This is a genomic window from Pseudomonas sp. B7(2017), from assembly GCF_002112745.1.
GTDB lineage: Bacteria > Pseudomonadota > Gammaproteobacteria > Pseudomonadales > Pseudomonadaceae > Aquipseudomonas > Aquipseudomonas ekonensis.
The window spans coordinates 272,087-296,641 of the sequence record NZ_NEIP01000001.1 but is presented as its reverse complement, the minus strand read 5'-3'; the positions used below and the strand labels follow the sequence as shown (position 1 = coordinate 296,641).

General features: G+C 61.0%; 23 protein-coding genes. 10 read left to right on the top strand and 13 right to left on the bottom strand.

What is annotated here, in order from left to right:
- The 3 genes from spoT to CAG29_RS01360 all read left to right on the top strand — a co-directional run bounded on the left by spoT (position 1) and on the right by CAG29_RS01360 (position 3,325).
- Positions 1 to 2,106 carry a bifunctional GTP diphosphokinase/guanosine-3',5'-bis pyrophosphate 3'-pyrophosphohydrolase gene (gene spoT, locus CAG29_RS01370; protein ID WP_085578967.1) on the top strand — a complete coding sequence of 702 codons (2,106 nt, stop codon included), beginning with the start codon at positions 1 to 3 and terminating at the stop codon, positions 2,104 to 2,106.
- A gap of 24 nt (positions 2,107 to 2,130) precedes the next feature.
- The gene (locus CAG29_RS01365) at positions 2,131 to 2,511 is read left to right on the top strand and encodes a RidA family protein (protein WP_065258184.1); all 381 of its coding nucleotides are present in this window, start codon (positions 2,131 to 2,133) and stop codon (positions 2,509 to 2,511) included.
- A gap of 73 nt (positions 2,512 to 2,584) precedes the next feature.
- Complete coding sequence (locus tag CAG29_RS01360; RefSeq protein WP_085655891.1) at positions 2,585 to 3,325, top strand: hypothetical protein; 741 nt, start codon at positions 2,585 to 2,587, stop codon at positions 3,323 to 3,325.
- 132 nt (positions 3,326 to 3,457) lie between these two features.
- Here the strand turns inward: CAG29_RS01360 and CAG29_RS01355 are convergent, their stop codons facing one another.
- Entirely contained in the window at positions 3,458 to 4,315 is an 858-nt protein-coding gene (locus CAG29_RS01355) for an NAD-dependent epimerase/dehydratase family protein (RefSeq protein ID WP_085693784.1), read from the bottom strand.
- A gap of 187 nt (positions 4,316 to 4,502) precedes the next feature.
- Between CAG29_RS01355 and exbB the strand changes: the two genes are divergently transcribed.
- The 6 genes from exbB to CAG29_RS01325 all read left to right on the top strand — a co-directional run bounded on the left by exbB (position 4,503) and on the right by CAG29_RS01325 (position 11,338).
- Positions 4,503 to 5,474, top strand: coding sequence for a tonB-system energizer ExbB (gene exbB, locus CAG29_RS01350; protein ID WP_085693783.1), 972 nt, complete (start codon positions 4,503 to 4,505; stop codon positions 5,472 to 5,474).
- Positions 5,475 to 5,480: 6 nt separating this feature from the next.
- Positions 5,481 to 5,909, top strand: a complete 429-nt coding sequence (gene exbD / locus CAG29_RS01345) for a TonB system transport protein ExbD (protein WP_085630212.1) — start codon at positions 5,481 to 5,483, stop codon at positions 5,907 to 5,909.
- Entirely contained in the window at positions 5,906 to 6,658 is a 753-nt protein-coding gene (locus CAG29_RS01340) for an energy transducer TonB (protein WP_085655893.1), read from the top strand. Before exbD ends, CAG29_RS01340 begins: the two co-directional genes overlap by 4 nt.
- 185 nt (positions 6,659 to 6,843) lie before the next feature.
- Entirely contained in the window at positions 6,844 to 7,773 is a 930-nt protein-coding gene (locus CAG29_RS01335; protein WP_085578979.1) for a hydrogen peroxide-inducible genes activator, read from the top strand.
- A gap of 9 nt (positions 7,774 to 7,782) precedes the next feature.
- Positions 7,783 to 9,858, top strand: coding sequence for an ATP-dependent DNA helicase RecG (recG, locus tag CAG29_RS01330; RefSeq protein ID WP_085578981.1), 2,076 nt, complete (start codon positions 7,783 to 7,785; stop codon positions 9,856 to 9,858).
- 79 nt (positions 9,859 to 9,937) lie between these two features.
- Positions 9,938 to 11,338, top strand: a complete 1,401-nt coding sequence (locus CAG29_RS01325) for an aminoacyl-tRNA deacylase and HDOD domain-containing protein (RefSeq protein ID WP_085578983.1) — start codon at positions 9,938 to 9,940, stop codon at positions 11,336 to 11,338.
- Positions 11,339 to 11,428: 90 nt separating this feature from the next.
- On the opposite strand, the gene CAG29_RS01320 is transcribed toward CAG29_RS01325, so the two are convergent.
- The gene (locus CAG29_RS01320) at positions 11,429 to 11,812 is read right to left on the bottom strand and encodes a helicase (protein ID WP_085578985.1); all 384 of its coding nucleotides are present in this window, start codon (positions 11,810 to 11,812) and stop codon (positions 11,429 to 11,431) included.
- Positions 11,813 to 12,327: 515 nt separating this feature from the next.
- On the opposite strand from CAG29_RS01320, the gene CAG29_RS01315 reads away from it, so the two are divergent.
- Positions 12,328 to 12,696 carry a DUF6124 family protein gene (locus tag CAG29_RS01315; RefSeq protein WP_085655895.1) on the top strand — a complete coding sequence of 123 codons (369 nt, stop codon included), beginning with the start codon at positions 12,328 to 12,330 and terminating at the stop codon, positions 12,694 to 12,696.
- A gap of 557 nt (positions 12,697 to 13,253) precedes the next feature.
- Here CAG29_RS01315 and CAG29_RS01305 read toward each other — a convergent pair.
- The 11 genes from CAG29_RS01305 to CAG29_RS01260 all read right to left on the bottom strand — a co-directional run bounded on the left by CAG29_RS01305 (position 13,254) and on the right by CAG29_RS01260 (position 24,506).
- Positions 13,254 to 14,207 (bottom strand): hypothetical protein, encoded by a 954-nt coding sequence (locus tag CAG29_RS01305; RefSeq protein ID WP_085655960.1) that lies wholly within the window; start codon positions 14,205 to 14,207, stop codon positions 13,254 to 13,256.
- A 77-nt stretch (positions 14,208 to 14,284) separates the two neighbouring features.
- Positions 14,285 to 15,364 (bottom strand): M48 family metallopeptidase, encoded by a 1,080-nt coding sequence (locus CAG29_RS01300; protein ID WP_085693782.1) that lies wholly within the window; start codon positions 15,362 to 15,364, stop codon positions 14,285 to 14,287.
- A complete protein-coding gene (locus tag CAG29_RS01295; protein WP_085630221.1) occupies positions 15,361 to 16,209 on the bottom strand; it encodes a type IV pilus biogenesis/stability protein PilW in 849 nt (282 codons plus the stop codon). Before CAG29_RS01295 ends, CAG29_RS01300 begins: the two co-directional genes overlap by 4 nt.
- A gap of 85 nt (positions 16,210 to 16,294) precedes the next feature.
- On the bottom strand, positions 16,295 to 18,745 hold the full coding sequence (locus CAG29_RS01290) for an alpha/beta hydrolase (protein ID WP_085578995.1): 2,451 nt from the start codon (positions 18,743 to 18,745) through the stop codon (positions 16,295 to 16,297).
- A 9-nt stretch (positions 18,746 to 18,754) separates the two neighbouring features.
- Positions 18,755 to 20,197 carry a TIGR01777 family oxidoreductase gene (locus tag CAG29_RS01285; protein ID WP_085578997.1) on the bottom strand — a complete coding sequence of 481 codons (1,443 nt, stop codon included), beginning with the start codon at positions 20,195 to 20,197 and terminating at the stop codon, positions 18,755 to 18,757.
- Positions 20,190 to 20,678, bottom strand: a complete 489-nt coding sequence (locus CAG29_RS01280; protein ID WP_085578999.1) for a cell division protein — start codon at positions 20,676 to 20,678, stop codon at positions 20,190 to 20,192. The genes CAG29_RS01285 and CAG29_RS01280 overlap by 8 nt, the downstream gene beginning before the upstream one ends.
- A 67-nt stretch (positions 20,679 to 20,745) precedes the next feature.
- Positions 20,746 to 22,095, bottom strand: coding sequence for a lysozyme inhibitor LprI family protein (locus tag CAG29_RS01275; protein ID WP_085693781.1), 1,350 nt, complete (start codon positions 22,093 to 22,095; stop codon positions 20,746 to 20,748).
- A 20-nt stretch (positions 22,096 to 22,115) separates the two neighbouring features.
- Entirely contained in the window at positions 22,116 to 22,577 is a 462-nt protein-coding gene (locus CAG29_RS01270) for a hypothetical protein (RefSeq protein ID WP_085693780.1), read from the bottom strand.
- A 29-nt stretch (positions 22,578 to 22,606) separates the two neighbouring features.
- Entirely contained in the window at positions 22,607 to 23,380 is a 774-nt protein-coding gene (locus CAG29_RS01265; RefSeq protein WP_085693779.1) for a hypothetical protein, read from the bottom strand.
- Positions 23,381 to 23,721: 341 nt separating this feature from the next.
- Positions 23,722 to 24,036, bottom strand: coding sequence for a hypothetical protein (locus CAG29_RS28055; protein ID WP_139831335.1), 315 nt, complete (start codon positions 24,034 to 24,036; stop codon positions 23,722 to 23,724).
- A gap of 44 nt (positions 24,037 to 24,080) precedes the next feature.
- Entirely contained in the window at positions 24,081 to 24,506 is a 426-nt protein-coding gene (locus CAG29_RS01260) for a hypothetical protein (protein WP_085693868.1), read from the bottom strand.
- Positions 24,507 to 24,555: the final 49 nt, after the last annotated feature.

Here is a 24,555-nt window from a genome sequence, read left to right as displayed (position 1 = left end):
ATGCCGAGCATAGACGCCCTCGCCGATCGCTTATCGGCCTACCTCGGCCAGGACCAGGTCAACCTGGTCCGCCGGGCCTACTTCTACGCCGAACAGGCCCACGACGGCCAGCGCCGCCGCAGCGGCGAGGCGTACGTCACGCACCCGCTCGCGGTCGCGAGCATCCTTGCCGACATGCACATGGACCATCAGAGCCTGATGGCCGCGATGCTGCATGACGTGATCGAAGACACCGGCATCGCCAAAGAGGCGCTGCAGGCGCAGTTCGGCGAAACCGTGGCCGAACTGGTCGACGGGGTCAGCAAACTGACCCAGATGAACTTCGAGACCAAGGCCGAAGCCCAGGCCGAGAACTTCCAGAAGATGGCCATGGCCATGGCGCGCGACATCCGCGTGATCCTGGTCAAGCTGGCCGACCGCCTGCACAACATGCGCACCCTGGAAGTGCTCTCCGGCGAGAAGCGCCGGCGGATCGCCAAGGAAACCCTGGAGATCTACGCCCCCATCGCCAACCGGCTGGGCATGCACTCGGTCCGCGTGGAGTTCGAAGACCTCGGCTTCAAGGCCATGCACCCGATGCGTTCCGCGCGGATCTACCAGGCGGTCAAGCGCGCCCGGGGCAACCGCAAGGAAATCGTCAACAAGATCGAAGAGTCCCTGAGCCACTGCCTGGCCATCGACGGCATCCAGGGCGAGGTCAGCGGCCGCCAGAAGCACCTCTACGGCATCTACAAGAAAATGCGCGGCAAGCGCCGGGCCTTCAACGAGATCATGGACGTGTACGCGTTCCGGATCATCGTCGACAAGGTCGACACCTGCTACCGCGTGCTGGGTGCCGTGCACAACCTGTACAAGCCGCTGCCGGGGCGCTTCAAGGACTACATCGCGATCCCCAAGGCCAACGGCTACCAGTCGCTGCACACCACGCTGTTCGGCATGCACGGCGTGCCCATCGAGATCCAGATCCGCACCCGCGAGATGGAAGAGATGGCCAACAACGGCATCGCCGCGCACTGGCTGTACAAGTCCAGCAGCGACGAACAGCCCAAAGGCACCCACGCCCGCGCCCGCCAATGGGTCAAAGGCGTGCTGGAAATGCAGCAACGCGCCGGCAACTCGCTGGAATTCATCGAAAGCGTGAAGATCGACCTGTTCCCGGACGAGGTCTACGTGTTCACGCCCAAAGGCCGGATCATGGAGCTGCCCAAAGGCTCCACCGCCGTCGACTTCGCCTACGCGGTGCACACCGACGTCGGCAACAGCTGCATCGCCTGCCGGATCAACCGCCGCCTCGCCCCGCTGTCCGAACCGCTGCAGAGCGGCTCCACGGTCGAGATCGTCAGCGCCCCCGGCGCTCGGCCGAACCCGGCGTGGCTCAACTTCGTGGTCACCGGCAAGGCCCGCACCCACATCCGCCATGCGCTCAAGCTGCAGCGCCGCTCCGAATCCATCAGCCTGGGCGAGCGCTTGCTGAACAAGGTGCTGAACGGTTTCGACAGCTCGCTGGAGAACATCTCCGCCGAGCGGATCCAGGCCATGCTCGCCGAGTACCGCCTGGAGCTGATCGAAGACCTGCTCGAAGACATCGGCCTGGGCAACCGCATGGCCTATGTGGTGGCCCGCCGCCTGCTCGGCGAGGACGAACAGCTGCCGGCGCCGGAAGGCCCGCTGGCGATCCGCGGCACCGAGGGCCTGGTGCTCAGCTACGCCAAATGCTGCACGCCGATCCCCGGCGACCCGATCGTCGGTCACCTGTCGGCGGGCAAAGGCATGGTCGTGCACCTGGACAACTGCCGCAACATCAGCGAAATCCGCCACAACCCGGAAAAATGCATCCAGCTCTCGTGGGCCAAGGATGTCAGCGGCGAATTCAACGTCGAGCTGCGGGTCGAGCTGGAGCACCAGCGCGGCCTGATCGCGCTGCTGGCCAGCAGCGTCAACGCCGCCGACGGCAACATCGAGAAAATCAGCATGGACGAACGCGACGGCCGCATCAGCGTCGTCCAGCTGGTGGTCAGCGTCCACGACCGCGTGCACCTGGCCCGCGTGATCAAGAAACTGCGCGCCCTGGCCGGGGTGATACGCATCACCCGCATGCGCGCCTAAGCCCGCCATCACAAGGAGTCATACATGACCAAGACCGTTATCAGCAGCGACAAGGCCCCGGCCGCCATCGGCACCTACTCCCAGGCGATCAAGGCCGGCAACACCGTGTACATGTCGGGTCAGATCCCGCTGGACCCGAAAACCATGGAACTGGTCGAAGGCTTCGAAGCCCAGACCGTCCAGGTGTTCGAGAACCTGAAAGCCGTGGCCGAAGCGGCCGGCGGTTCGTTCAAGGACATCGTCAAGCTGAACATCTTCCTCACCGACCTGAGCCACTTCGCCAAGGTCAACGAGATCATGGGCAAGTATTTCGAACAGCCGTACCCGGCCCGCGCCGCCATCGGCGTCGCCGCCCTGCCTAAGGGTTCGCAGGTCGAAATGGATGCCATCCTGGTCATCGAGTAATGCGCACGGCGCAGCGTGCGAACGCTGCGCCGACTGCTTTGCCGTCAAGAAAAGGTTTCGAAAGGATTTCTCCATGCGCAAAGCGCTTGCTCTCTCGCTAGTCGCCGTTTTCCTCGGCGGCTGCGCCAGCGACCCTGCCGACCGCGACATCAGCGGCACCTGGATCAACCAGACCGCCATCGACGCGGCCGCAAAAGGCGGCCCCCTGCGCGAAGCGCTGCAGGCCTACGGCCCGAACCTGGAATGGGACGTCAACACCCGCGCCGGCCAGGCCCGCTACACCAACGGTTTCGAGAATGTCGAAGGACGCTTGCAGGGCGAGCAGTCCGGCGCGTGGAAAATCGACTTCTACGGCGGTTCCGGCAGCGAGCTGAAGCGCGACGGCAGCCAGATGAAACAGGCCGCCACCGAAAACGAACCGGAACAGCTGTTCGACCGCGCCCAGATCCCGGTGCCGGACGGCGCGCCCATCGGCGCCAGCTTCGAACGCGCCCTGTACTCGGCCTACCTGGGCGGCAACTGGACCATCGCCAGCGGCCAGGGCGAAGGCAGCACCGTGCAGTTCCAGGCCGACGGCCAGGTCTCCGGCCTGCCCGGCGCCGACCGCTACGCCCTGTGCCTGGCAGGCGACTGCGCGTCGATGAACAGCGACCACGACAGCATGTGGCTGCAGCTCAACGGCCAAGGCAACAACTGGATCTTTGCGCGCAAGGGCAAGGAACTGGAGATCTTCCAGGCGGTGAACACCGCGCTGGCGGACGAACAGCCGCAGTTCACCCCGGGTGAGCGCAAGTGGCTGCTCGAGAAGCAGTGACCCGCTTCTGAACCCCGGCGGCGCCCTCACTGCCGCCATCGCCAGCAGGCTGGCTCCTACAGGAATTTCGGTCGATCGCAGCATCTGCGGCCGCCGCTGAGCCCAGTGGGCGCCAGCCTGCCGGCGTTGGGGTCAACAGCGTCCTTCCAGAATCGCCGCGTAGCCTTCGCGATAGCTCGGATAGCTCGGTGCCCAACCCAAGGCCCTGGCCCGGGCGTTGCTGCACCGCTTGCTGCCGGTACGCCGCACGCTCGCATCCTCAGCCCATTCGGTGACACCCAGGTACTCGCGCAGCCAGGCCACGACCTCGGCCAACGGCGCCGGCGCGTCATCGACGCCGATGTACACCTCATCCAGCGCCGCCCCGCCACGATCCGCCTCCAGCAGGAACGCCAGCAGTCCGGCCGCGTCGTCCGCATGGATGCGGTTGCCGTACAGGGGCGGCTCGACCGCCACCCGATAGCCGCGACGCACCTGGGTCAGCAGCCATTCCCGGCCGGGGCCGTAGATCCCGGTCAGGCGCACGGTGCTGGCCGGGATGCCGCTGCCGAGCGCCACCTGCTCGGCCTCCAGCATCACCCGCCCCGAATAGCCGGCTGCGACCGTCTCGGCGCCTTCATCGACCCACTCCCCGTCCTGCTGCCCGTACACGCTGCTGCTGGAGACGAACAGAATCCGCTTGGGCCGCTGGCCGTGCTGCTTCAGCCAACCCAGCACATGCCGCAGGCCCTCGACGTAGGCGGCGCGGTAGCCGGCCTCATCATGCTCGGTGGCGGCCGCGCTGAACACCAGATAGTCCAGCGAACCGGTCGGCCAATCGGCCGGACAGGCCTCGCCGAGCAGGTCGCCCGCCACCCCGAGCACCCCCGCCGGCAAACGGGAAACCGTGCGGCGCAGGCCGTAGACCTGCCATCCGCCGCCGAGCAATTGCGTGGCCAGACGACCGCCGACATCACCGCAACCGGCGATCAAAACAGAAGGCGCAGACATCGAAAAACTCCTATCGGAAAGAACCAGACTAGCCTCGGCGACTGACGAGTGGCTAGCAATGCAGGAAAAAAAGCAACTCTATTACTTCTGTTAACAAGAATTACTTGCAATAATGCACGCCACTTTGTTCTCGGCCTTTCGAGGCCTGGAAGAGCATCACCGTTTTTCTACTTCAGGTCCGGCCAGCATGACACGCATTCAAACCTCCGCTTCGCCAACCAACCGACCTCGCGCCTGGCGCGCCGCGGCAGCCCTGCTGCTCAGCCTGATGCTGGCGCCGGTCGCCGCGTTCGCCGACACCCAGGCCACCCCTGCCACCCCTGCCACCCCTGCCGCCACCGAGCAGGCCGCGCCAGCCGCCCCTGCCGCAGCGCCAGCCGCCACCGACGCGATCCAGGCCGTTGATGCCGGCGCCGCCGACCAACCGGAAGTCCTCGAAGCGGACAACACCCTGGGCATGGCCCACGACCTGTCGCCCTGGGGCATGTACCAGAACGCCGACGCGGTCGTTAAGTCCGTGATGATCGGCCTGGCCCTCGCCTCGATCCTCACCTGGACCATCTGGATCGCCAAGGGCTTCGAGCTGATGGGCGCCAAGCGCCGTCTGCGCGGCGAGATCGCCAGCCTGAAGAAAGCCGCCTCCCTCAAGGAAGCCAGCGTATCCGCCGCGAAGGAAGGCACCCTGGCCAACCTGCTGGTGCACGATGCCCTTGAAGAGATGCGCCTCTCGACCAACGCCCGCGAGAAGGAAGGCATCAAGGAACGCGTCAGCTTCCGCCTTGAGCGTCTGGTGGCCGCCTGCGGCCGCAACATGAGCAACGGCACCGGCGTGCTCGCCACCATCGGTTCCACCGCGCCGTTCGTCGGCCTGTTCGGCACCGTGTGGGGCATCATGAACAGCTTCATCGGCATCGCCAAGACCCAGACCACCAACCTTGCCGTCGTCGCGCCGGGCATCGCCGAAGCGCTGCTGGCCACCGCAATGGGCCTGGTGGCAGCGATCCCGGCGGTCGTCATCTACAACGTGTTCGCCCGCTCCATCGCCGGCTACAAGGCCCAGGTGTCCGACGCGTCGGCCCAGGTGCTGCTGCTGGTCAGCCGCGACCTCGACCACCAGCCTGAGCGCAGCTCGCAACCGCACATGGTGAAAGTGGGGTAACCGGCCATGGGCCTGCATTTGAAAGAAGGCGCAGACGACGATCTGGCCGAGAACCACGAAATCAACGTCACGCCGTTCATCGACGTGATGCTGGTGCTGTTGATCATCTTCATGGTGGCCGCGCCGCTGGCCACCGTGGACATCAAGGTCGACCTGCCCGCCTCCACCGCCAAGCCCGCGCCGCGCCCGGAAAAACCGGTGTTCCTCAGCGTCAAGGCCGACCAGCGCCTGTACCTGGGCGACGACGAAGTGAAGCCTGAAACCCTCGGCGCCGCCCTCGACGCCAAGACCCAGGGCAAGAAGGACACGACGATCTTCTTCCAGGCCGACAAAGGCGTGGACTACGGCGACCTGATGAGCGTGATGGACAAGCTGCGCGGCGCCGGCTACCTGAAGGTCGGCCTGGTGGGCCTTGAGACGGCAGCCAAGAAATGATCGAGCCGCGCCATAAGCTGACGCGTTACGGCGGTAGCCTGGCCGTGGTGCTGGGCGTCCACGCGCTGGCCATCGCGCTGGCAGTGAACTGGACCGCCCGGCCGCCCATCGAACTGCCGCCGCAGGCCATGATGGTCGAGCTGGCCCCGGTGCCCGCACCGCCGCCGCCCGCACCGCCGAAAGTGGTCACGCCGCCGCAGCCGCCGGCCCCGGTCGAGGAACTGCCGATCCCGAAACTGGCGGAAGCGCCGAAGGCCGAGATCGCCGTGCCCAAGCCTAAACCCAAGCCGAAGCCGAAGCCCAAGCCTCAGCCGCCCAAACCGGTCGAGAAACCAGAGCCGCCGAAGGAAAAGCCTTCCGAGGAAAAACCGGCCGACACGCAACCGACCCAGGCGCCCACGGAGAAATCCGCGCAACCGGCACCGGGCCCGTCGCCGGCGCAACTGGCGGCCAAGGCCAGCTGGCAAGGTACGCTGCTCGCGCATTTGCAGAAGTACAAAAGGTATCCGGACAGCGCCAGGATGCGGAACAAGACTGGCACCAACCGTCTGCGTTTCGTGGTCGATGGCGAAGGCAACGTGCTGTCGTTCGAGTTGGTGGATCGCTCCGGCAATGCCGATCTGGATCGGGCCACTCTGGAAATGATCCGCAAGGCCCAACCGCTGCCCAAACCGCCGACGGACATGCTGAGCAACGGCTCGATCGAAATCACTGCGCCGTTTGTGTACACGATCGACAAACGACGCTGATCTCGTCTGACAGCAGCTCCGCTTCCAATGGGTTCTGCGCCACAAAAGGCACCGCGAGGTGCCTTTTGTGTATCCATTCCTGCCAAACCGGCATTGCCCGGTGTCGCATGCCGCACTCAGTCTGATAACGTGCGTCTATCGATTGCAGCCGGTATGCTTGGCCCGCAAACCCACGGACGCTTGCCATGACTCTCACAGAATTACGCTACATCGTCACCCTCGCCCAAGAGCAGCATTTCGGCCATGCGGCCGAGCGTTGCCACGTCAGCCAGCCGACCCTTTCGGTGGGCGTGAAAAAACTTGAAGACGAACTCGGTGTGCTGATTTTCGAGCGCAGCAAAAGCGCCGTGCGCCTGACCCCGGTCGGCGAAGGCATCGTCGCCCAGGCGCAGAAGGTGCTGGAGCAGGCCCAGGGCATCCGCGAACTGGCCCAGGCCGGCAAGAACCAGCTCACCGCCCCGCTGAAGGTCGGCGCGATCTACACCGTCGGGCCGTACCTGTTCCCGCACCTGATCCCGCAGTTGCACCGGGTCGCCCCGCAGATGCCGCTGTACATCGAAGAAAACTTCACCCACGTGCTGCGCGACAAGCTGCGCAACGGCGAGCTGGACGCGATCATCATCGCCCTGCCGTTCAACGAAGCCGACGTGCTGACCCTGCCGCTCTACGACGAGCCGTTCTACGTGCTGATGCCGGCCCAGCACCCGTGGACGCAAAAAGAGTCCATCGACACCGCCCTGCTCAACGACAAGAGCCTGCTGCTGCTCGGCGAAGGTCACTGCTTCCGCGACCAGGTGCTGGAAGCCTGCCCGACCCTGACCAAGGGCAACGACGGCGCCAAGCACACTACGGTGGAGTCCAGTTCGCTGGAAACCATCCGCCACATGGTCGCCTCGGGCCTGGGCGTGTCGATCCTGCCGTTGTCGGCGGTCGACAGCCACCACTACGCCCCCGGCGTGATCGAAGTGCGGCCGCTGTCGGCGCCGGTGCCGTTCCGCACCGTGGCCATCGCCTGGCGCGCCAGCTTCCCGCGCCCGAAGGCCATCGAGATCCTCGCCGACTCCATCCGCCTGTGCTCCGTGGCCAAACCCGCCGCCGCGGTCACGGCCGGTTAAGCCAGCGTCATGGGCGAGCTGTCGCAAGTGTCGGTGACGGCACTCAAGGGTGTCGGCGAAGCCATGGCCGAGAAACTGGCCAAGGTCGGCCTGGAGAACCTCCAGGACGTGCTGTTCCACCTGCCGCTGCGCTACCAGGACCGCACCCGCGTGGTGCCCATCGGGGCGTTGCGCCCGGGGCAGGACGCGGTGGTCGAAGGCACCGTCAGCGGCGCCGACGTGGTCATGGGCCGGCGCCGCAGCCTGGTGGTGCGCCTGCAGGACGGCACCGGCGGCCTGAGCCTGCGCTTCTACCACTTCAGCAATGCGCAGAAGGAAGGCCTCAAGCGCGGCACGCGGATCCGCTGCTACGGCGAAGTCCGGCCCGGCGCGTCGGGGCTGGAGATCTACCACCCGGAATACCGCGCCATCACCGGCGACGAACCGCCGCCGGTGGATGAGACCCTGACCCCGGTCTACCCGCTCACCGAAGGCCTGACCCAACAGCGCCTGCGCCAGCTCTGCCTGCAGACCCTGACCCTGCTCAAGCCGTCCAGCCTGCCCGACTGGCTGCCGACCGAACTGGCCCGCGACTACCAACTGGCGCCGCTGGCCGACGCGATCCGCTACCTGCACAACCCGCCCGCCGACGCCGACGTCGAAGAGCTCGCCCTCGGCCATCACTGGGCCCAGCACCGGCTGGCGTTCGAGGAGCTGCTGACCCACCAGCTATCCCAGCAGCGCCTGCGCGAGAGCCTGCGCTCCCTGCGCGCCCCGGCCATGCCCAAGGCCACGCGGCTGCCGGCGCAGTACCTGGCCAACCTCGGCTTCAGCCCCACCGGCGCCCAACAGCGGGTCGGCAACGAGATCGCCTACGACCTCAGCCAGCAAGAACCGATGCTGCGCCTGATCCAGGGCGACGTCGGCGCGGGCAAGACCGTGGTCGCCGCCCTCGCCGCCCTGCAAGCGCTGGAGGCCGGCTATCAGGTCGCCCTGATGGCGCCCACCGAGATCCTCGCCGAACAGCACTACCTCACCTTCAAGCGCTGGCTCGAACCGCTGGGCATCGAAGTGGCTTGGTTGGCCGGCAAGCTCAAAGGCAAGAACCGCGCCGCCGCGCTGGAGCAGATCGCCGGCGGCACGCCAATGGTGGTGGGCACCCACGCGCTGTTCCAGGACGAAGTGCAGTTCCGGAACCTCGCCCTGGTGATCATCGATGAACAGCACCGCTTCGGCGTCCAGCAGCGCCTGGCGCTACGGCAGAAAGGCGTCGGCGGGCGGATGTGCCCGCACCAACTGATCATGACCGCCACACCGATCCCGCGCACCCTGGCCATGAGCGCCTACGCCGACCTCGACACCTCGATCCTCGACGAACTGCCGCCGGGCCGCACGCCGGTCAACACCGTGCTGGTCACCGACACCCGCCGCGTCGAAGTCATCGAGCGGGTGCGCAGCGCCTGCGCCGAGGGCCGCCAGGCCTATTGGGTGTGCACGCTGATCGAAGAGTCCGAAGAGCTGACCTGCCAGGCCGCCGAAACCACCTTCGAAGACCTCACCGCCGCCCTCGGCGAGCTGAAGGTCGGGCTGATCCACGGGCGCATGAAGCCCGCCGAAAAAGCCGCCGTGATGGCCGAATTCAAGGCCGGCCACCTGCAATTGCTGGTGGCCACCACCGTGATCGAGGTCGGCGTGGACGTGCCCAACGCCAGCCTGATGATCATCGAGAACCCCGAGCGCCTGGGCCTGGCCCAGCTGCACCAGCTGCGCGGCCGCGTGGGCCGGGGCAGCGCGGTCAGCCATTGCGTGCTGCTCTACCACCCGCCACTGTCACAGATCGGTCGTCAGCGCCTGGGCATCATGCGCGAGACCAACGACGGCTTCGTCATCGCCGAAAAGGACCTCGAACTGCGCGGCCCCGGCGAAATGCTCGGCACCCGCCAGACCGGCCTGCTGCAATTCAAGGTCGCTGACCTGATGCGCGACGCCGACCTGCTGCCCGCCGTGCGCGACGCCGCGCAAGCGCTGCTGGAGCGCTGGCCCACCCACGTCAGCCCGCTGCTCGACCGCTGGCTGCGGCACGGGCAGCAATACGGCCAAGTGTGAGCACCGTCGCAGTTTCTCAAAGCCCGCGACGACCAAGCTGGTTATACTCCTGCCATTGTTTCAAAAACGGATACAGACCATGACCGAAGCTGCTCTCGCCCCCGACACCCCGCACGCTCCGTCTGTCATTCGGCTGCTGCTCAACAAACTCGGCATCGCCTACGAAGAAGTGATCGACCACCACGGCCTCAACGCCTCGCGCAAAGTGCAGGCCGTGTTGCTGGACGACGCCGTCGGCGCGCTGATGGTGCTGTTCCCACAGAGCCAGTTGCTGGATCTCAACCGCCTCGCCGAATTGACCGGCCGTCGCCTGACCGCCGTGTCCACCGAGCGCCTGGACAAGATGCTCGGCAAGCACAGCCTGAGCCTGCTGCCGGGCCTGCCGGCGCTGACCAGCTCGCCGTGCCTCTACGAAGAAAGCCTGCTGCGCGAGCCCAAGCTGCTGATCCACTCCGGCGAGCCGGGCGTTCTGCTGGAGATCACCAGCGAAGCCTTCAAGACCATGCTGACCAAGGCCAGCGCCGCCAACTTCGGCGAAGCCCTGAGCAGCATCCGGCCCAACCTCGACCGCCCGGACGACGACCGCGAGGAAATCACCCAGGCCGTGCAGGCGTTCACCGCACGGCGCATCCAGCAGCGCCTGGAAGCGACCATCGAGATCCCGCCGCTGGCCGAGACCGCGCAAAAGATCATCAAACTGCGGGTCGACCCCAACGCCACCATCGACGACATCACCGGCGTGGTCGAGACCGACCCGGCGCTGGCCGCGCAAGTGGTGAGCTGGGCGGCGTCGCCGTACTACGCCTCGCCGGGCAAGATCCGCTCGGTGGAAGACGCCATCGTCCGCGTGCTGGGCTTCGACCTGGTGATCAACCTGGCCCTGGGCCTGGCCCTCGGCAAGACCCTGAGCTTGCCCAAGGATCACCCGCAACACACCACGCCGTACTGGCAGCAGTCGATCTACACCGCCGCCGTCATCGAAGGCCTGACCCGCGCCATGCCGCGCGCCCAGCGCCCTGAAGCCGGCCTGACCTACCTTGCCGGCCTGCTGCACAACTTCGGCTACCTGCTGCTGGCCCACGTGTTCCCGCCGCACTTCTCGCTGATCTGCCGGCACCTGGAGGTCAACCCGCACCTGTGCCACAGCTTCGTGGAACAGCACCTGCTGGGCATCAGCCGCGAACAGATCGGCTCCTGGCTGATGCGCTACTGGGACATGCCCGACGAACTGGCCACCGCCCTGCGCTTCCAGCACGACCCGAACTACGACGGCGCCTACGCCGAGTACCCCAACCTCGTGTGCCTGGCCGTGCGCCTGCTGCGCGCCCGCGGCATCGGCTCCGGCCCCGACGAAGACATCCCGGACGCGCTGCTGGAACGCGTCGGCCTGACCCGCGACAAGGCCAACGACGTCGTCAGCAAAGTCCTCGAAGCCGAAGTCCTGCTGCGCGAACTGGCTTCGCAGTTCAGCCAGGCCTAAACGCCAACAGGCCCGCTCCCTCAGGGTTTACACAACCCCTGTGGGAGCGAGCCTGCTCGCGATGAATCCAACCCGGTCTACCTGACCGCATCAAGCCTTAGGCTTGGCCTTCTTAGGCTTCAAATACTTGGTCAACCCCTGGAACCACATCACCAGCGCCGGGTTGCCCTTGAGCTGAATCGACTTGTCCTGAATCCCCTGCATGAACGCCAGCTGCTTGTTCTTGGCCTGCATCGTGGCAAACCCGTATGCCGCGTCCTTGAACGCAATCGCAAACGCCGGCTCCGCCACCGCCCCGGCCTTGCTGGTGATGCGCTGCCCCTTCACCACGAAATGCCGCGCCACCTTGCCGTCCAGGGTCTGCAGCTGAAACACCAGATCCTTGTCACCCAACTGCTGCTGGAACGCCGGATTGGTCCGACTGGCCTTGCCCATCAACAGCCCCAGCATCCACAGAAGAAAACGAAATTTCATGCGCACAGCCTCAAAAGGAAAATGAACGGCTGGGGGAGTGTAAGGGATTCATGGGATAACGCCACTATCGAGTGACGTTGCAAGACGATGGCGAGCTTTTCTCGCATGATGACTGCCAAGTCACGATTTCCAACCCCGCGTCCTACACGTGTTGAAACACATCCCTGTAGGAGCTGCCGAAGCTGCGATCTTTTGATCTTGCGCCTCGCAAACCTATAGGAAATTTCCCTCAAAACGCCGGGATGCCCATGAACTAGGCGGGCTAGCGGTTCGTCGATAGCCTCTGTGTGTCGCCGCAAAATCGGTGACTCGGACGTGCAAGTCCGTACTCGTCATTCATCCGGTTATGGCTATTCACCAAGCATTTTCCTATGCTCGCGAATCGTTATGGCGGCTGTGTGTGGGAGACCTTCGGGTCTGCCGGTTACCGAGTCCGGTCTTGCACACCTATGCACAGCTGCCACCCTTTCGAAGCAAGCGAAGTGATGGCGGCTCCATAACTCGGTGAAATCACGATGTTCAAACCAACACCCAATCCCCCCGCAACACCAGAAACCTCCCCCTACGAATCCCTTGATTCAAGGAAACTCCACGAAGCCGCCGAACGCGCCCTCGACCACCACTTGAAACCCGCCACCGCGCGTCCCAAACGCCTCGGCGGCCTGTTCATCCTCTGCCCCAACGCCGACGCCGAAGCCCTCATGGCCAACGCCTCCGAAGACCTCCTGTGCATCAGCGCCATCGCCGCCAACCTGGCCGACGAACTCGACGGCCCCCGCCGCTCGATGGCACTGGGCCTGAGCAGAATGGCGGATGGCGTGCGCTTGATGGTGGAAGGCACAATCGATCACATTGAGTTCAGGGAGTATCAGGTCAGGCCGTAGCTGGATCGTGGGCGGAAAAAAGGGGACGTTGAGTCCCCTTTTCTGATGGTTCCGGGATCACCACTGGCAACCCGTCTCAGGTGAAAAATCTATACCGAAATCTTCCTCGAATGAGTACTTCTTCCCAGACTTGTAGTTCGTGTAGACCATGCTGTAGACACGGGCACCCTGACTGACCATCTCATATTCACCTGTTAGAGCACCTTCGGAGACCTCCACCCAAGTCGTCGTGAACTCATACGGTCGATCCTCTGCCAGGATTATTTGCTCGGTGTTCCGATGCACAAGCGTAATAAATCGCTTGGACTGCCTATACCGGACACCCACCCCGCCCCATATGGACACGGAGTCGTGATACGTCCTGAACTCAAAATTGATGTTCTTGCCTTCCGACGAACGAAAACAGCGAACCTCGGATGTGAGTTCCCCATAGGCAGCCAAAGGACAGAGCAATAGCGCAACCAAAGGCAGCACAGACAAATACTTCAAACCGATCATTCCTTAAGCGGTACGGATAGCCACAAATCTACGTGGCGGTTCAGATGAATGCCAAAGCGCTAAAGCGAAAAGTCCGAAACCTCTTCAAGCACCCAGCACGCCCCTCGAACAAACCGGTACTCGAACACATAGTCCGTATCCGGCTTCTGCAGAATTGCCGTGGCACTGTTGCCCTGCACTTCCTTGACGGTCAACGTCAGGCCCTCGGCATCGCGCTTTTCGCGACCGGGGATGAGCGGAAACTTAATCTGATCACCGCTCACACTGCGTTTTTCCAATCCCGGCTCGGGATCGCCCGGTACGGTGGTGACCAGTTGCAACGGCTGTTGGGCAAATGCTTTTTGCACTTCTGCGCGTTCGGAAAAGGCTGTAAGAAACGCTGAAAACTCGCTGTAGGGACAGGCAGTATTAGCCGTGCCCCCTGCAGCATCAGGAGTTTCACGACTCAGCCCATCCTGCTGTTTTTGATCCTGACTTGCGCCCCCATCAAGTTCCGCAAGACGCTTTTTCACGCTCGCGGCATCCTTGTAAGCACACACCACCTTCTGGCCCGTCTCCGGATCGGTGCCGTCGTGGCAGTTTTGCAGTTCAGGATCAGGCGGGTCACCACGGAAAAAATGCAAAGACAATTCGTCGCCGCTTTTCCGGAGCGGCAGCTCTATCACTGAATAGTCATATCCCTCGAAACCGCCGTACGACCTTTTGCTTTTCGTCAGCACGTACATGGACTTCCCTGCCAACTCCGGCTGCTTTCGGACGTAGAAAAATACTGATACGACTTCCTCGCCCTCAAGCTTCCATACGTAATTCAGCGTGGGTGTCTTTGCATTCACGGGTGAGTAGAAAATTTCGGCGCCCGGCACGTGAACCCCAGTCACATGGCCCTTCAAATTGTTCTTCAAAAAAAACACTGTGATCTTTTGATCACCCAACGAAGCCACCACCGGCGGATGCAATTGGCCAATGGTTTGCGGGTCACTTGCCGATACCGGCTGGATCAACAAGCCGGCCATGACGCCGAGCAAACAGATACGACTCAATATCCAGTTCAAGTCCAGTCACTTCCCTATTGATCAATCTACGAATGCAATCACGATTCGGGGGCTTCCACGCTGCGCTCCGACACTCTGGGAGGAATCCTCGAAGCCTTTCCCGCTTCCGACATTCGCGATGCGTATTGCTTGTACGCGACTGACGCACGCTGCTTATCGTCCACACCCCAATAGCCATCGGCGAGATTCAGGTAAGCCACTGTCCGCTCCGGGTTGTGCGCAATCACCGCATTCAGCAGTTGAATAGACTCCGCGTAGTAACCCGCCTCGCCCAGCAGAAACCCGAGGTCATTGGACCAACCTGGATGCTGCGGGTAGTAGTACTTTTTGACGATGTAGCTTTCCGGAGAACACGCACCATGAGCGTCATCTCCCATCACCGTATAACTCATCATTTCCTTGAAGGAGTCGCTATCACCCTTTCGATACGCTGCCAGCGCTCTGTCCAGCAGGTCAGCGGAATCGACCGTCATCAGTTTTTTGTAGCCGCCCGCAGGTTGACTGACGTTAGCAGCCCGTAACTTTTGAAGAGCCTCGAGACCGTTGAAGGAAGCCAAGGTAATTGGGCCCAATGTCCCTAACGGCAATTCCGATACGCTCACCAGCGAGCGATCACAGGAATCGTTGCTGACCAACTGCAGCACTTCTTTAAGTTCAAATTGCCTTGAGCCCTTGTTGTAGGCGAACAACAGATTGAAGTTGAAAACCGTGTTGCCTTCTTCGTTGGTCACCAGCGCAATGTAGTCCCCAGCCTCAACGAATCGCTGCTTGACCAGAACCTCCTCCTCTTGCGGATCCACAACCGTCATGGCTGCAGACCGCCCTTTGAGAACCCGTACGCTGAAACTGTCCAGAAGCTCAGACGAATACTGACTCTTGGTCAGAGGCAACGCCTTGGACGTATCGAGCAAAATGTCCTCATTGCGCGCTTGCACAGGTGCGATCAATAACCGGTTGGAAGCCCCATCTGCATCACCCGCAAGAACGAAAACGTTCTGCCGTGATGCATCGCCAAGCAGGCTTGCCGGGATTTCCTTGAGGACGTGCGGCGCAGCGAGCGCGTATGAAGTGGGAATAAACCCAAGGCTCAATGCGATAAAACGAACAATCCTGTTCAATTTCTCATTTCCTGATCTGCAATTCGCTCAACGACACGTTTTGGAATTTTCTGCGCTTTGCGATCCGCACTCATCGCGTCACGGTACTGGCTGTAATAGCGCTGCGCTTCGTCTTTGCGATCAAGGCGCCAGAGGGAATCGGCGATATTCAACATCAGCACCGTGCGTTTTCCGACCGCCTCAACGCCGCGATAAAACTTCAGCGCCAGCTCATCTTTACCGCCCTCGGCCAAGTAGTAGGCCAGGTCGTTGAAAGCTTGAACATTGCGCGCCGGTGGGTGGCAAGCCATATAGGCGTCTGGGCTTATTGTGCGAAGACTGAATGTGAGTTCTTCCACGCGGGATTGCGGCACCTCAATACTTGAGACTTGCTTCAGCAACTCCTTTGGAGAAGGTGTCGTCAAGGCAAGGTCAAGAACTTCCCCCTCACCGGAGGCCCATCGATTGCCCTCCCACTTGCCGTAGCAAAACCTGGCTGCATGCTGACTCAGTACGCAACCGGTCTCCATCGAAACGACACCGCAGCCAGTCTCCTCAGTCGGGATTTCTTCACCCTCTTGACCAACGACAACGCCATACAGCGTCTGAAGGATCAGCATTGTTTTCTTGTCAGGACTTAGCCCACTGTCGTGTGCTTCGGTACCAACGTCGGCAACATAGAGGGGGAAAGTCTTGCCATTCGCGGTAAACGAGGCGACTGCTGTCTCCGCTGCCGGCCTGCCCCATTTCTTGTCCTTCAGCGTCAATACATGCCCGCCCACCCCGACAATCTGGGTGTCCTCGGCCAAAGCATTGGCTGAGGCAAACAGGCTCACGACAATCATCACCCACTTAAGGCTGGCCATAGACGATCCTTTTCACCGAGGGACTTTCCGACTGCTCAATGGTCAGGGCTGCTGAAAACGCTCACACATAACACCAGCAGTCGTTTCACTTCTCATCCTTCGAATTCATCAGTTCCAGCTCACCATCCCGATACACCACCTCACACCCCACCCAAGCCAAATCCACCTGCGGCATCACCGCCGACGGCTTGCGCAGTTCCCGCAACAACGTCGAACCATGCGACAACCGCCCACCCATCCGCGCAATCACCGCCCGCGCGGCCTGATAGTGCGCGTGACGCCCCGGATCGAGGGTGTCTTCCAGCAAAATGTCTTCGCCAAGAATGCCCCGCACCTGCCCCGGGTAAATCATGAATCCGGTAGCCTGTTCGGCACCTTCGCGGCCGTCCTGCCAGAAGCTGCCGTCGCGCGTGCGGATGTCCGGGTGCGGCGCAAACCAGTGTTCGCGATCCGCCAGAGGCATAGCGTGATGCAGGCGGAAGAAGATGCGCATCAGGTTGTCGCGATACCACTCGCGCACTTGCAGGTAGTAACCACGCAGGCCCGGCAGGCCGGTCGAATGGGCGAGGCGGATCAGCCCTGACCATTGCGGGAACGCCTGCAGCGGCAGTTCGTTCGACGCAGGCCGAGGTGTGGCCGGGTCGGTCTCCCACGGCAGTCGGTGAGGGCTGTTGTCCAAGTTGTCGTAAGCGGTGGGCGGTCGGCCCAGCCAGTCCCCGCCGCTGCTGGCCAGCGCCGTGGCGATGCACAGATTGCCCTGCACCACGAACACATAAAACCGGGTGAACCAGTCGGCCAGTCGCTGACCGTCAGCCCCTTGGGTGACGAGGTCGGTCAGCTCCCGGTCGAAGCGCTGCAAGCCGTGCTCAAGGCTCAGCAAATGCCCGCGGGCGATACGCTGCATGCGCAGGAACAACGGTAGCGAACGCAACATCCGCAGCGGTCGCCACGGCAGATGCGGGGTCGCGCCGCCGACTTCACCGGCGTAACTGCTTGCGCTGATGCCCCAGTCGGCCAACCGTGCGAGAAACAGGTCATTGTTGATGTAGGACGCGCCGCCAAACACAGCCGTGAACGGCTCGTTGTCCTGCAGCACCCGCGCATCCCAACGAGCCATGATCGCCGGAATGCTCGCAGCGGCCCGGCGCTGGGCGTACTCCACCAGCACGCTGGGTTGCGGCGGCAGGATCTCGGCGATGTTGGCGGCCGTCAGGTGCCGGCGCCAGCCGTAGTCGCTGATCGGCCGGTATTGCAGCAGCCACAGTTGCGCGCCGTCCCAGGCCCATTCGACATCGCCGGGCATGTAGTGGAACACCCGCAAGACATCCTGGAGAAAGCGCCACAGCGCGTCTTCGGTCAACCCATGAGTGGACGTGAATGTGCCGCTGCGCCAGGCGTCGCCGAGCCGCGAAAGCGTCGCCCGCTCCGGGCTGACCTGGCCATCGGCCAACGATTCCAGATGACCTTCAACCCATTCGAGCTCCACCGACAGATGACGCACAAACGCGATGCCCGACACCTGCGGCGTGATGAAGCGCTGCACCACCACTTCCTCGACACCTTCGGCAGTCAGCTCGGCAATGCGCGCCGGCACGTTGGCGGCCGGCTCGCGCAGGTAAGTCGTGCTCAAACCGGCATTCGCCGAGTCGGCCTGATCTTCGCCATAACTGGAGGAACGCACCGCCCAGGTCGCCTGCGGTTCCCTGGCGAGGAAGGCCGGCAGACGCGAATCGTTGCAATCGTTAAGGCTCAGCGCCGCCGGCACCGGTTGCCGGGCCAGTTCCGCCAGGCGCAAGCGCCCGCCCTTGGTGTGCGCGACGAACCCGCGCTCGCCCGACTCCAGCCACTGCGCAAACGGCGCGGGCGCGTCGATCCACGGGTAATGGCCCCAACCGGGTTTGAGGCTGATGGTCAGGTCCGCGCGCGCAAGAATCGCCGACCATGCCGCCGCTTGTTCGATGCCGAGCACCTGATCCTGATCGCCCCAGACCAGTTCCACCGGGTCGGTGATCCACTCCAGCAAGGGCAGCGCGGTGTCGGCACGGATCAGATCCCAGTGCGGCACAAACGCACGGCAGCGCGCATAACCGGCGCCCATGCGCTGATATTGCGCAGGCGTCCAGGTCTGGTTGGAGAACTTGCGCGCGAACAGCGTGGGTTTGTTCGACAGCAACCAGTGAATGCTCTTGCGGATCGGCAGCGGTGACATCAGCGCCGGCAATCGGCGCTGCCACAAAAAGGCGCCCACCGGCGCCAGCAACACACTGCGGGAAAAGTGCCCGGGCCGACGTTGCAGCGCATGCAGCACCAGCAACGCGTTGACCCCGACGGCCATGATCGCGCTGCCCTTTTGCGTCATCGCCAACAAGGTCTTGGCGTAATCCGCCAGGTCCTCGCAGGGGGGCTGCGGGTTGGCGCCGAAGCCCGGCAACTCCAGCGGCACCACGTCGTACCGCTGAAAATGCGGCAGCGCGTCATCCCACCAATCGGCGGCACTGCCGTTGCCGGCCAGCAGGTACATCACAGGCTTGCTCATGGGCGATCCTCAGGCCAGATCGCGCAGCGCGGCGTCGAGGGTCGGATAGCGGAACGTGTAGCCCGCCTCGCTCAAACGTTGCGGCACCACACGCTGACCGTCGAAGAACAACTGAGCCATTTCCCCGGCCAACGCACGCACTGGCGCTGCGGGAATGTGAAACCACACCGGACGCTTGAGAACCTTGCCGACGTTCTCGGCGAACGCTGCCTGGCTGACGGCTTCGGGCGCGACCATGTTGTAGGTGCCACGCAGATTTTCATCGTGGAAGGATCGGGCGATCACCTGGATCACATCATCGCGGTGCACCCAGCTCATGATCTGCCGGCCATCGCCCATGCGACCGCCGAAGCCCAAGCGGAACGGAATCAGCAACGGAAGCAACGCACCGCCCGGCCCGAACACCACGCCGAGGCGCAGCACCACCTGACGCACGCCAAACTGCGTGGCGGGCTGTGCCGAAGCCTCCCAGCGCGCACAGAGCTCGGCCATGAATCCGTCGCCCTTGCTGGCGTGTTCATCGAGGCTTTCACTGGCATCGCGTACACCGTAGAAACCGATGGCCGAGGCTTGAATCCATAGCGCGGGTTTATGGCGGACGTTCTTCAGCCAGTTCATCAGCGCTTCGGTTGTGTTGACCCGACTGGCCAGCAGTTGGGCCTGCCGCTTGGAACTCCAGCGCGGGCCGGCGACCGGTGCGCCAGCAAGATTGATCACCACGTCGAAGGTTTCGTCATAGCCGAGTTTGCTCAGCGAGCGCACACAGCGTGCTCGGCCGTCGAACAGGTAAGCGGCTTTCAACGGATCACGGGCCAGCACGCTGACGGTGTGGCCGGCGTCGAGTAACTGATTGACCAGGATTTCACCAATGAACCCGGTGCCACCGGTGACCAGCACACGTTTGTAGGCACCGCCGGCAAACGGGTTGGAGGGTTTTCCCTCGCGCTGCATGCGTAACGCCGCCAGGCCATCGCGAATACCCGACGCAGTCACGCCCAGCGCAAACAGCGTCAGCACCCAGCCTTTCCAGCCGAAATCGGCGGCGCTCAAGCCGCTTGGCAGACTCGCCCATTGCACCAGTTGCACGCCGTACAGCGCAAAGAACGCCCCGCCGTTGACCGCCAGCACCGTGTGCATGATGCGCTCGATGGCCGGTAGCTTGCGGCTTCGATCCTCGACCACGAAATCCCACAGCGTAAGACCGATCTCCAGCGCGAACAGCAGCGCAACGACCACCGCCCACGCGCCATGGAACTCAAGATGCGCCATGCCGAGAAACAGGATCCCGTAGAAACACGAACGCAGCGCATGGATCGACAACTCCAGCCGCGCGCTGTGGCGGTACGGTAACGCTACCGTCAGTTCGTGGTGATATAGAGTGTCGAGCGCTCCCAGGCATGCCTGGGCAATCAGCAAGGCGAGCGCCCAATCCAGTAACGAAAAATCAGGCATGGTTTTGCTCACTCAAGGAAGTTTGGGAAGAGGAAATTCGGCGGTCGTGGCGATAGAGCCAGAGCAACGGCGGCAGCAGCACGAGCAGCGCAGCGCAGTCGAACCAAAGGTGCGACCACACCTGTTTTTGCGCGGAGAACAACATGTCCTGCGGCGCCCACAAAACAATACCGGCCATCAACCCGCCCCAGGCCAGCGGGGTTTTCAGGCGATTGCCAATGTGCACCAAGGTAAGCATGAACAGCGAGTAGCTTTGCAGCGTCGCCCCGAACAACGCGAGCCACCAGACCTGTTGCTCACGAGCGGCAACAGGCACTGCATCGGCGCCCCAGAAAACCTGTTCAAGGGTTTGCAAATAAACCTCAAGCAAACCGGAATGACCGGCCCAACTCAGGGTGAGACCGGCGAGCAAATGCACCAGCGCAGCGGCGTACAGCCACAGCACCCATGCGCGGCGAAGGGAGAAAGAGGGGACTGGCATTCCGTGTCCTGAGCGTGTTCCTTGAGGGCGGGGAGTTTAAAGGAAAACCGTACGGCTTCGGTGGCTGTCAGAAGCAATAACTGGGTTTGATCTCAGTGGTGTAGTTCTTCTGCAGATGCTCCAGACCGAAGTTCGCCCCTTCGTAGCCTTGGGCGAGAGCCAGTTGATAGCAGGCCATGGCTCGGGAGGCGTCTTGGGTGCCCCACTCGCCGCTCGCAAAGGTTGATCCCAACTTGCTGATCGCGATGGCACTGCCCATTTTCACGGCGCCCATCAGTGCTTGCTCTGCGAGCGCGGGATTTTTGCAGGGCCCGTCGGAGGTGAGCTCGTTGCCGTCACAGTAAAACTCAGAAAGCCCCATCGCACCGCTGGGCAACGTAGTGGCTGCTGCTTTGAATAAAGACTCCAGCGTGTCTGTCGGCACCTGCGGCGCCATACCCGAGAGACTCAGAATGGCCGCTTTGTAACTGGCGAGTGGGTCTCCAGAGCGTGCTGCGCACAACAGATTTTCCAAGGTGGCTTCAAACAACTCGACCGTGAGCGGTTGATCTTCCGGAGCCCCCAACGCTTCGAACGCCTCGGCACGTTGGTAACAGAAATTCTCTTCCTTGCTCAGCTTGGGCTTGCTCGCAACGACCAGATCTTTATCACTGATCGACCAGTCTTCAACGCCCTCAAGCACCCAACAGGCCTGCCGCGAAAAATTGAAGACTTTAACGTGGCTCCAACCTGCGCGCTTATCCACAACGATGGAGTGGCTATCGTCGAGCTCTTGTATCTTGACTCCCGGAATCTCGCGGGAGGGGATGGGTGCCATTAACGGATAACCCAACTCGGCACCCTTCATACCCATAACGATCGGTTCGAAACGACCGGGTTCGACTGTCGGTTTCAACGCGAGCGATTTGACCGTCATCGCCGTGAACCTGCGCTGAGATTGGCTATCGGCAGAAAATGCCGCAAGGAACGGCATGAAGTCGTCAGCTGGGCACGCAGCGCTTTTATCGGTTGACTGCTCAGGTTGTCCAGGCGCGATCTTGTCCAGATAAACCGAGCGCTCGCGGCTCATTCTGGCGATGCACGAGTTAACCGCAAACACATGCGCCGGCACCCCCGCCTCGATCTCGAATGCTTCCAAGGGGCAGTTCGCATCACGCAATTTCAGCCACGCACGTTGCGACTCTTTAACCTTCGCCGCGTACTCCGCGCCCAATGCCGGATCGGCTCGATAATCAGACTCAAGCCGCGCCATCAATTGTTTGTAGCTGACATTCAACTGCGTATCGGCAGCCTTTTTTGCCGCCTCCGAGCAGGGCACCATTTCCAGGCTAGAGGTGACATGACTGCAGTCATCCTGCGCGTACACCGCTGAAACAGGCAGCAGCACGGCCAGCAGGGCAAAAACAAAACGTTTCACAGCGTTCTTCCTTGGGTCATTCAGGCTTTGCGTTTGGCGAACCGGGTGATGCATTGCTTGGGTATGTTCATGTCCCAATAGGTGCTGAGCAACGCTTTACGCTTTTTGTCGACGCGCAAATTAACAAAGCCATCGCCGCAGTCCGGCTGCAACTCTTCGAAGGTGCCGCTTTTGGCGTGGTAAATGAACACCCGAGAGTAGCCGTAAGTGCCCATGCCGTCATCAAGCTGCCAGACCGCGAAATCCTGGGCGCCGTCGAAATTGAAATCATCGACCTGCACATGGAGTTCGTTTTCGGCTTCAAAATCGATTGTCCGCGACTCATTACGCGCTTCGCCTTTAACCGTGACGTTCAGTGTGGAGCCTCCGAGAACCAGCGTCGCCTCGACGCCTTTGGCTGGGCTGAACGTAGTGGTTTCGGCTAGCACCGGCATCGCCCACAGCAAGCCGAGCAGTGATGCTGCTAGAGTTTTTGATCGCATGTGTTCGCTCTATTCATAACTCCGCGACATCAACATCCATCAGCATCACCACACAAGATCCATCCGCGAATTTCTTTACCTTTCGGTGTTTTGAACATGACCGAGAGCCATCCAGCCTCAACAGCCTCCTGCTGAACCTTGTCCCCGGCAATCAAATACATACGCGTGACATCGTCAAAAACAGGAGAACTATAAATTTTGGCCTTTTTGTTTATCGTCAGTTGAACGGGGACGCCTTCATTCCATTTAGAAAATGCCGGAGTAGCAAGTTTATTAATAACAGACAATTGATCCTTGTAGGGAAACGCGTACAACAACCCCTGGTAATCATCATTCAATATATCTCCACCCTCACCAAAATACTTGGAAATACGCTCATCTCTTGAGTAACCATCTTCGCTTTTTTTGTACACATGCACACTATAGTACTCGCCAGAGTATTTAACTCCGGTATCAGAGTGTATCCCCACACTATGAATTACAAAAAGTTCACTTTCAGAGCTACCTTCTATATCAACAAAAAAAGCCGCGCGCACTTGCCCTGTATCTGCCAAATACGGCAATTGTCCGACCAGCCTCTTAGCCTTACTCACACAATCAATGTAGCTAACATCAATCCCCTTTTGACTACTTGATCCGTCACCACTCGCCTCACTCTCTATTGGGACTAGATCAAATACAATCGTACCGCCTTTTGTTGAGATCGAGTGGTAAGCTTTACTCTCGGGGACATCACAAGCAAACGAAGCTATCGAATATAGAAAAAATGAAATTAGCAATCCAGATTTAAACAAAGCTCTCATCAATAAACACCTCCCTTTTGCCATCCTTGCACTTTGTTTGACTAATTTTTGCTAGGCTTCATAGCCTCAAATGACTCTTTAATACCAACCAAGTTGGGATCACTTTTTAGATTTGACCTAGGTACGCATGCAGAAAAATTTACTGTCACACCTTTTATACCTTTCAACCCATAAAAGCAGTCGAACAACAGACCATTCTGTGCCAAAGAGAATTTTCTCTCAGCAGCGGCAACTTCATCATCAGAATTCCAGAGCATGAAAGGAGATATTAGTACCTTGACTTCGGCAGAACCCGATACTGAAAAATTAGCAAAATCTACTGTTCCTGTTTCCAGTCTCTGCTAAAACGAATCATCCGCGGCGTAGTTGTAAATATATTTACCATTTCCATCGAACCGGCCGGATGCTGCCAAGCTCCTTTCAAACTCGACAGGCTCAATCAGGAAAATATTTTCTTCTGTCAAAACATCTGGATTTAAATTGACACTCGAAATAAGTTCGCCATAGCACACACCACCCTCGACTCTCACGCTCAACTTAAAACCGGGAATCTCGGGGATTAAAACACCACATCTATCCAAAGATTCTGATTGAGCATTTGGCAAAAAGAACGCAATAAAATAAAAACCACTGACCAGCATAAACAAAACTTTCATCACAACACCCTTTTAGCCAAATAAATCTGCCCCCCTTTCAATCTCTATTCCCACTTGCATCCGGACTCCGGAGAGGAGTCGATGCTGGTATTGATTCCGAAGCTGTATACCTTGCCGTTGGACTGCTTTGTGTAAGACATCGACACGATCTGTGAGCCTTGCGTCATCAACTCATAAGTCCCCGTGACCTTGCCTTTGGCGACTTCAAACCAAGTTCTGGTGTACTGCCAAGGCGCGTCCGGGTCGAGGATTTCGCTCTTGGAATCAGCCAACACAATGGAAATGGGTTCGCTGGATTTGGCGTACTTCACAAAACCACCAGACCATTTGCTGGCGTCGTCATAGTAGGTTCGGAGTTCGAATTTTACCGGGCTCGATTGGGTAAGTTCGAAGCAAAGTGATTCGGTGGTGACTGCGCTTTGAGCACCTAAAGGGAATAGCGCAAAAGAGAGAAAGAAAAGTTTGTTCATACTCATCCATGAAGCAACAAATGAACCTGTCCCAATTTCCTCACAACTT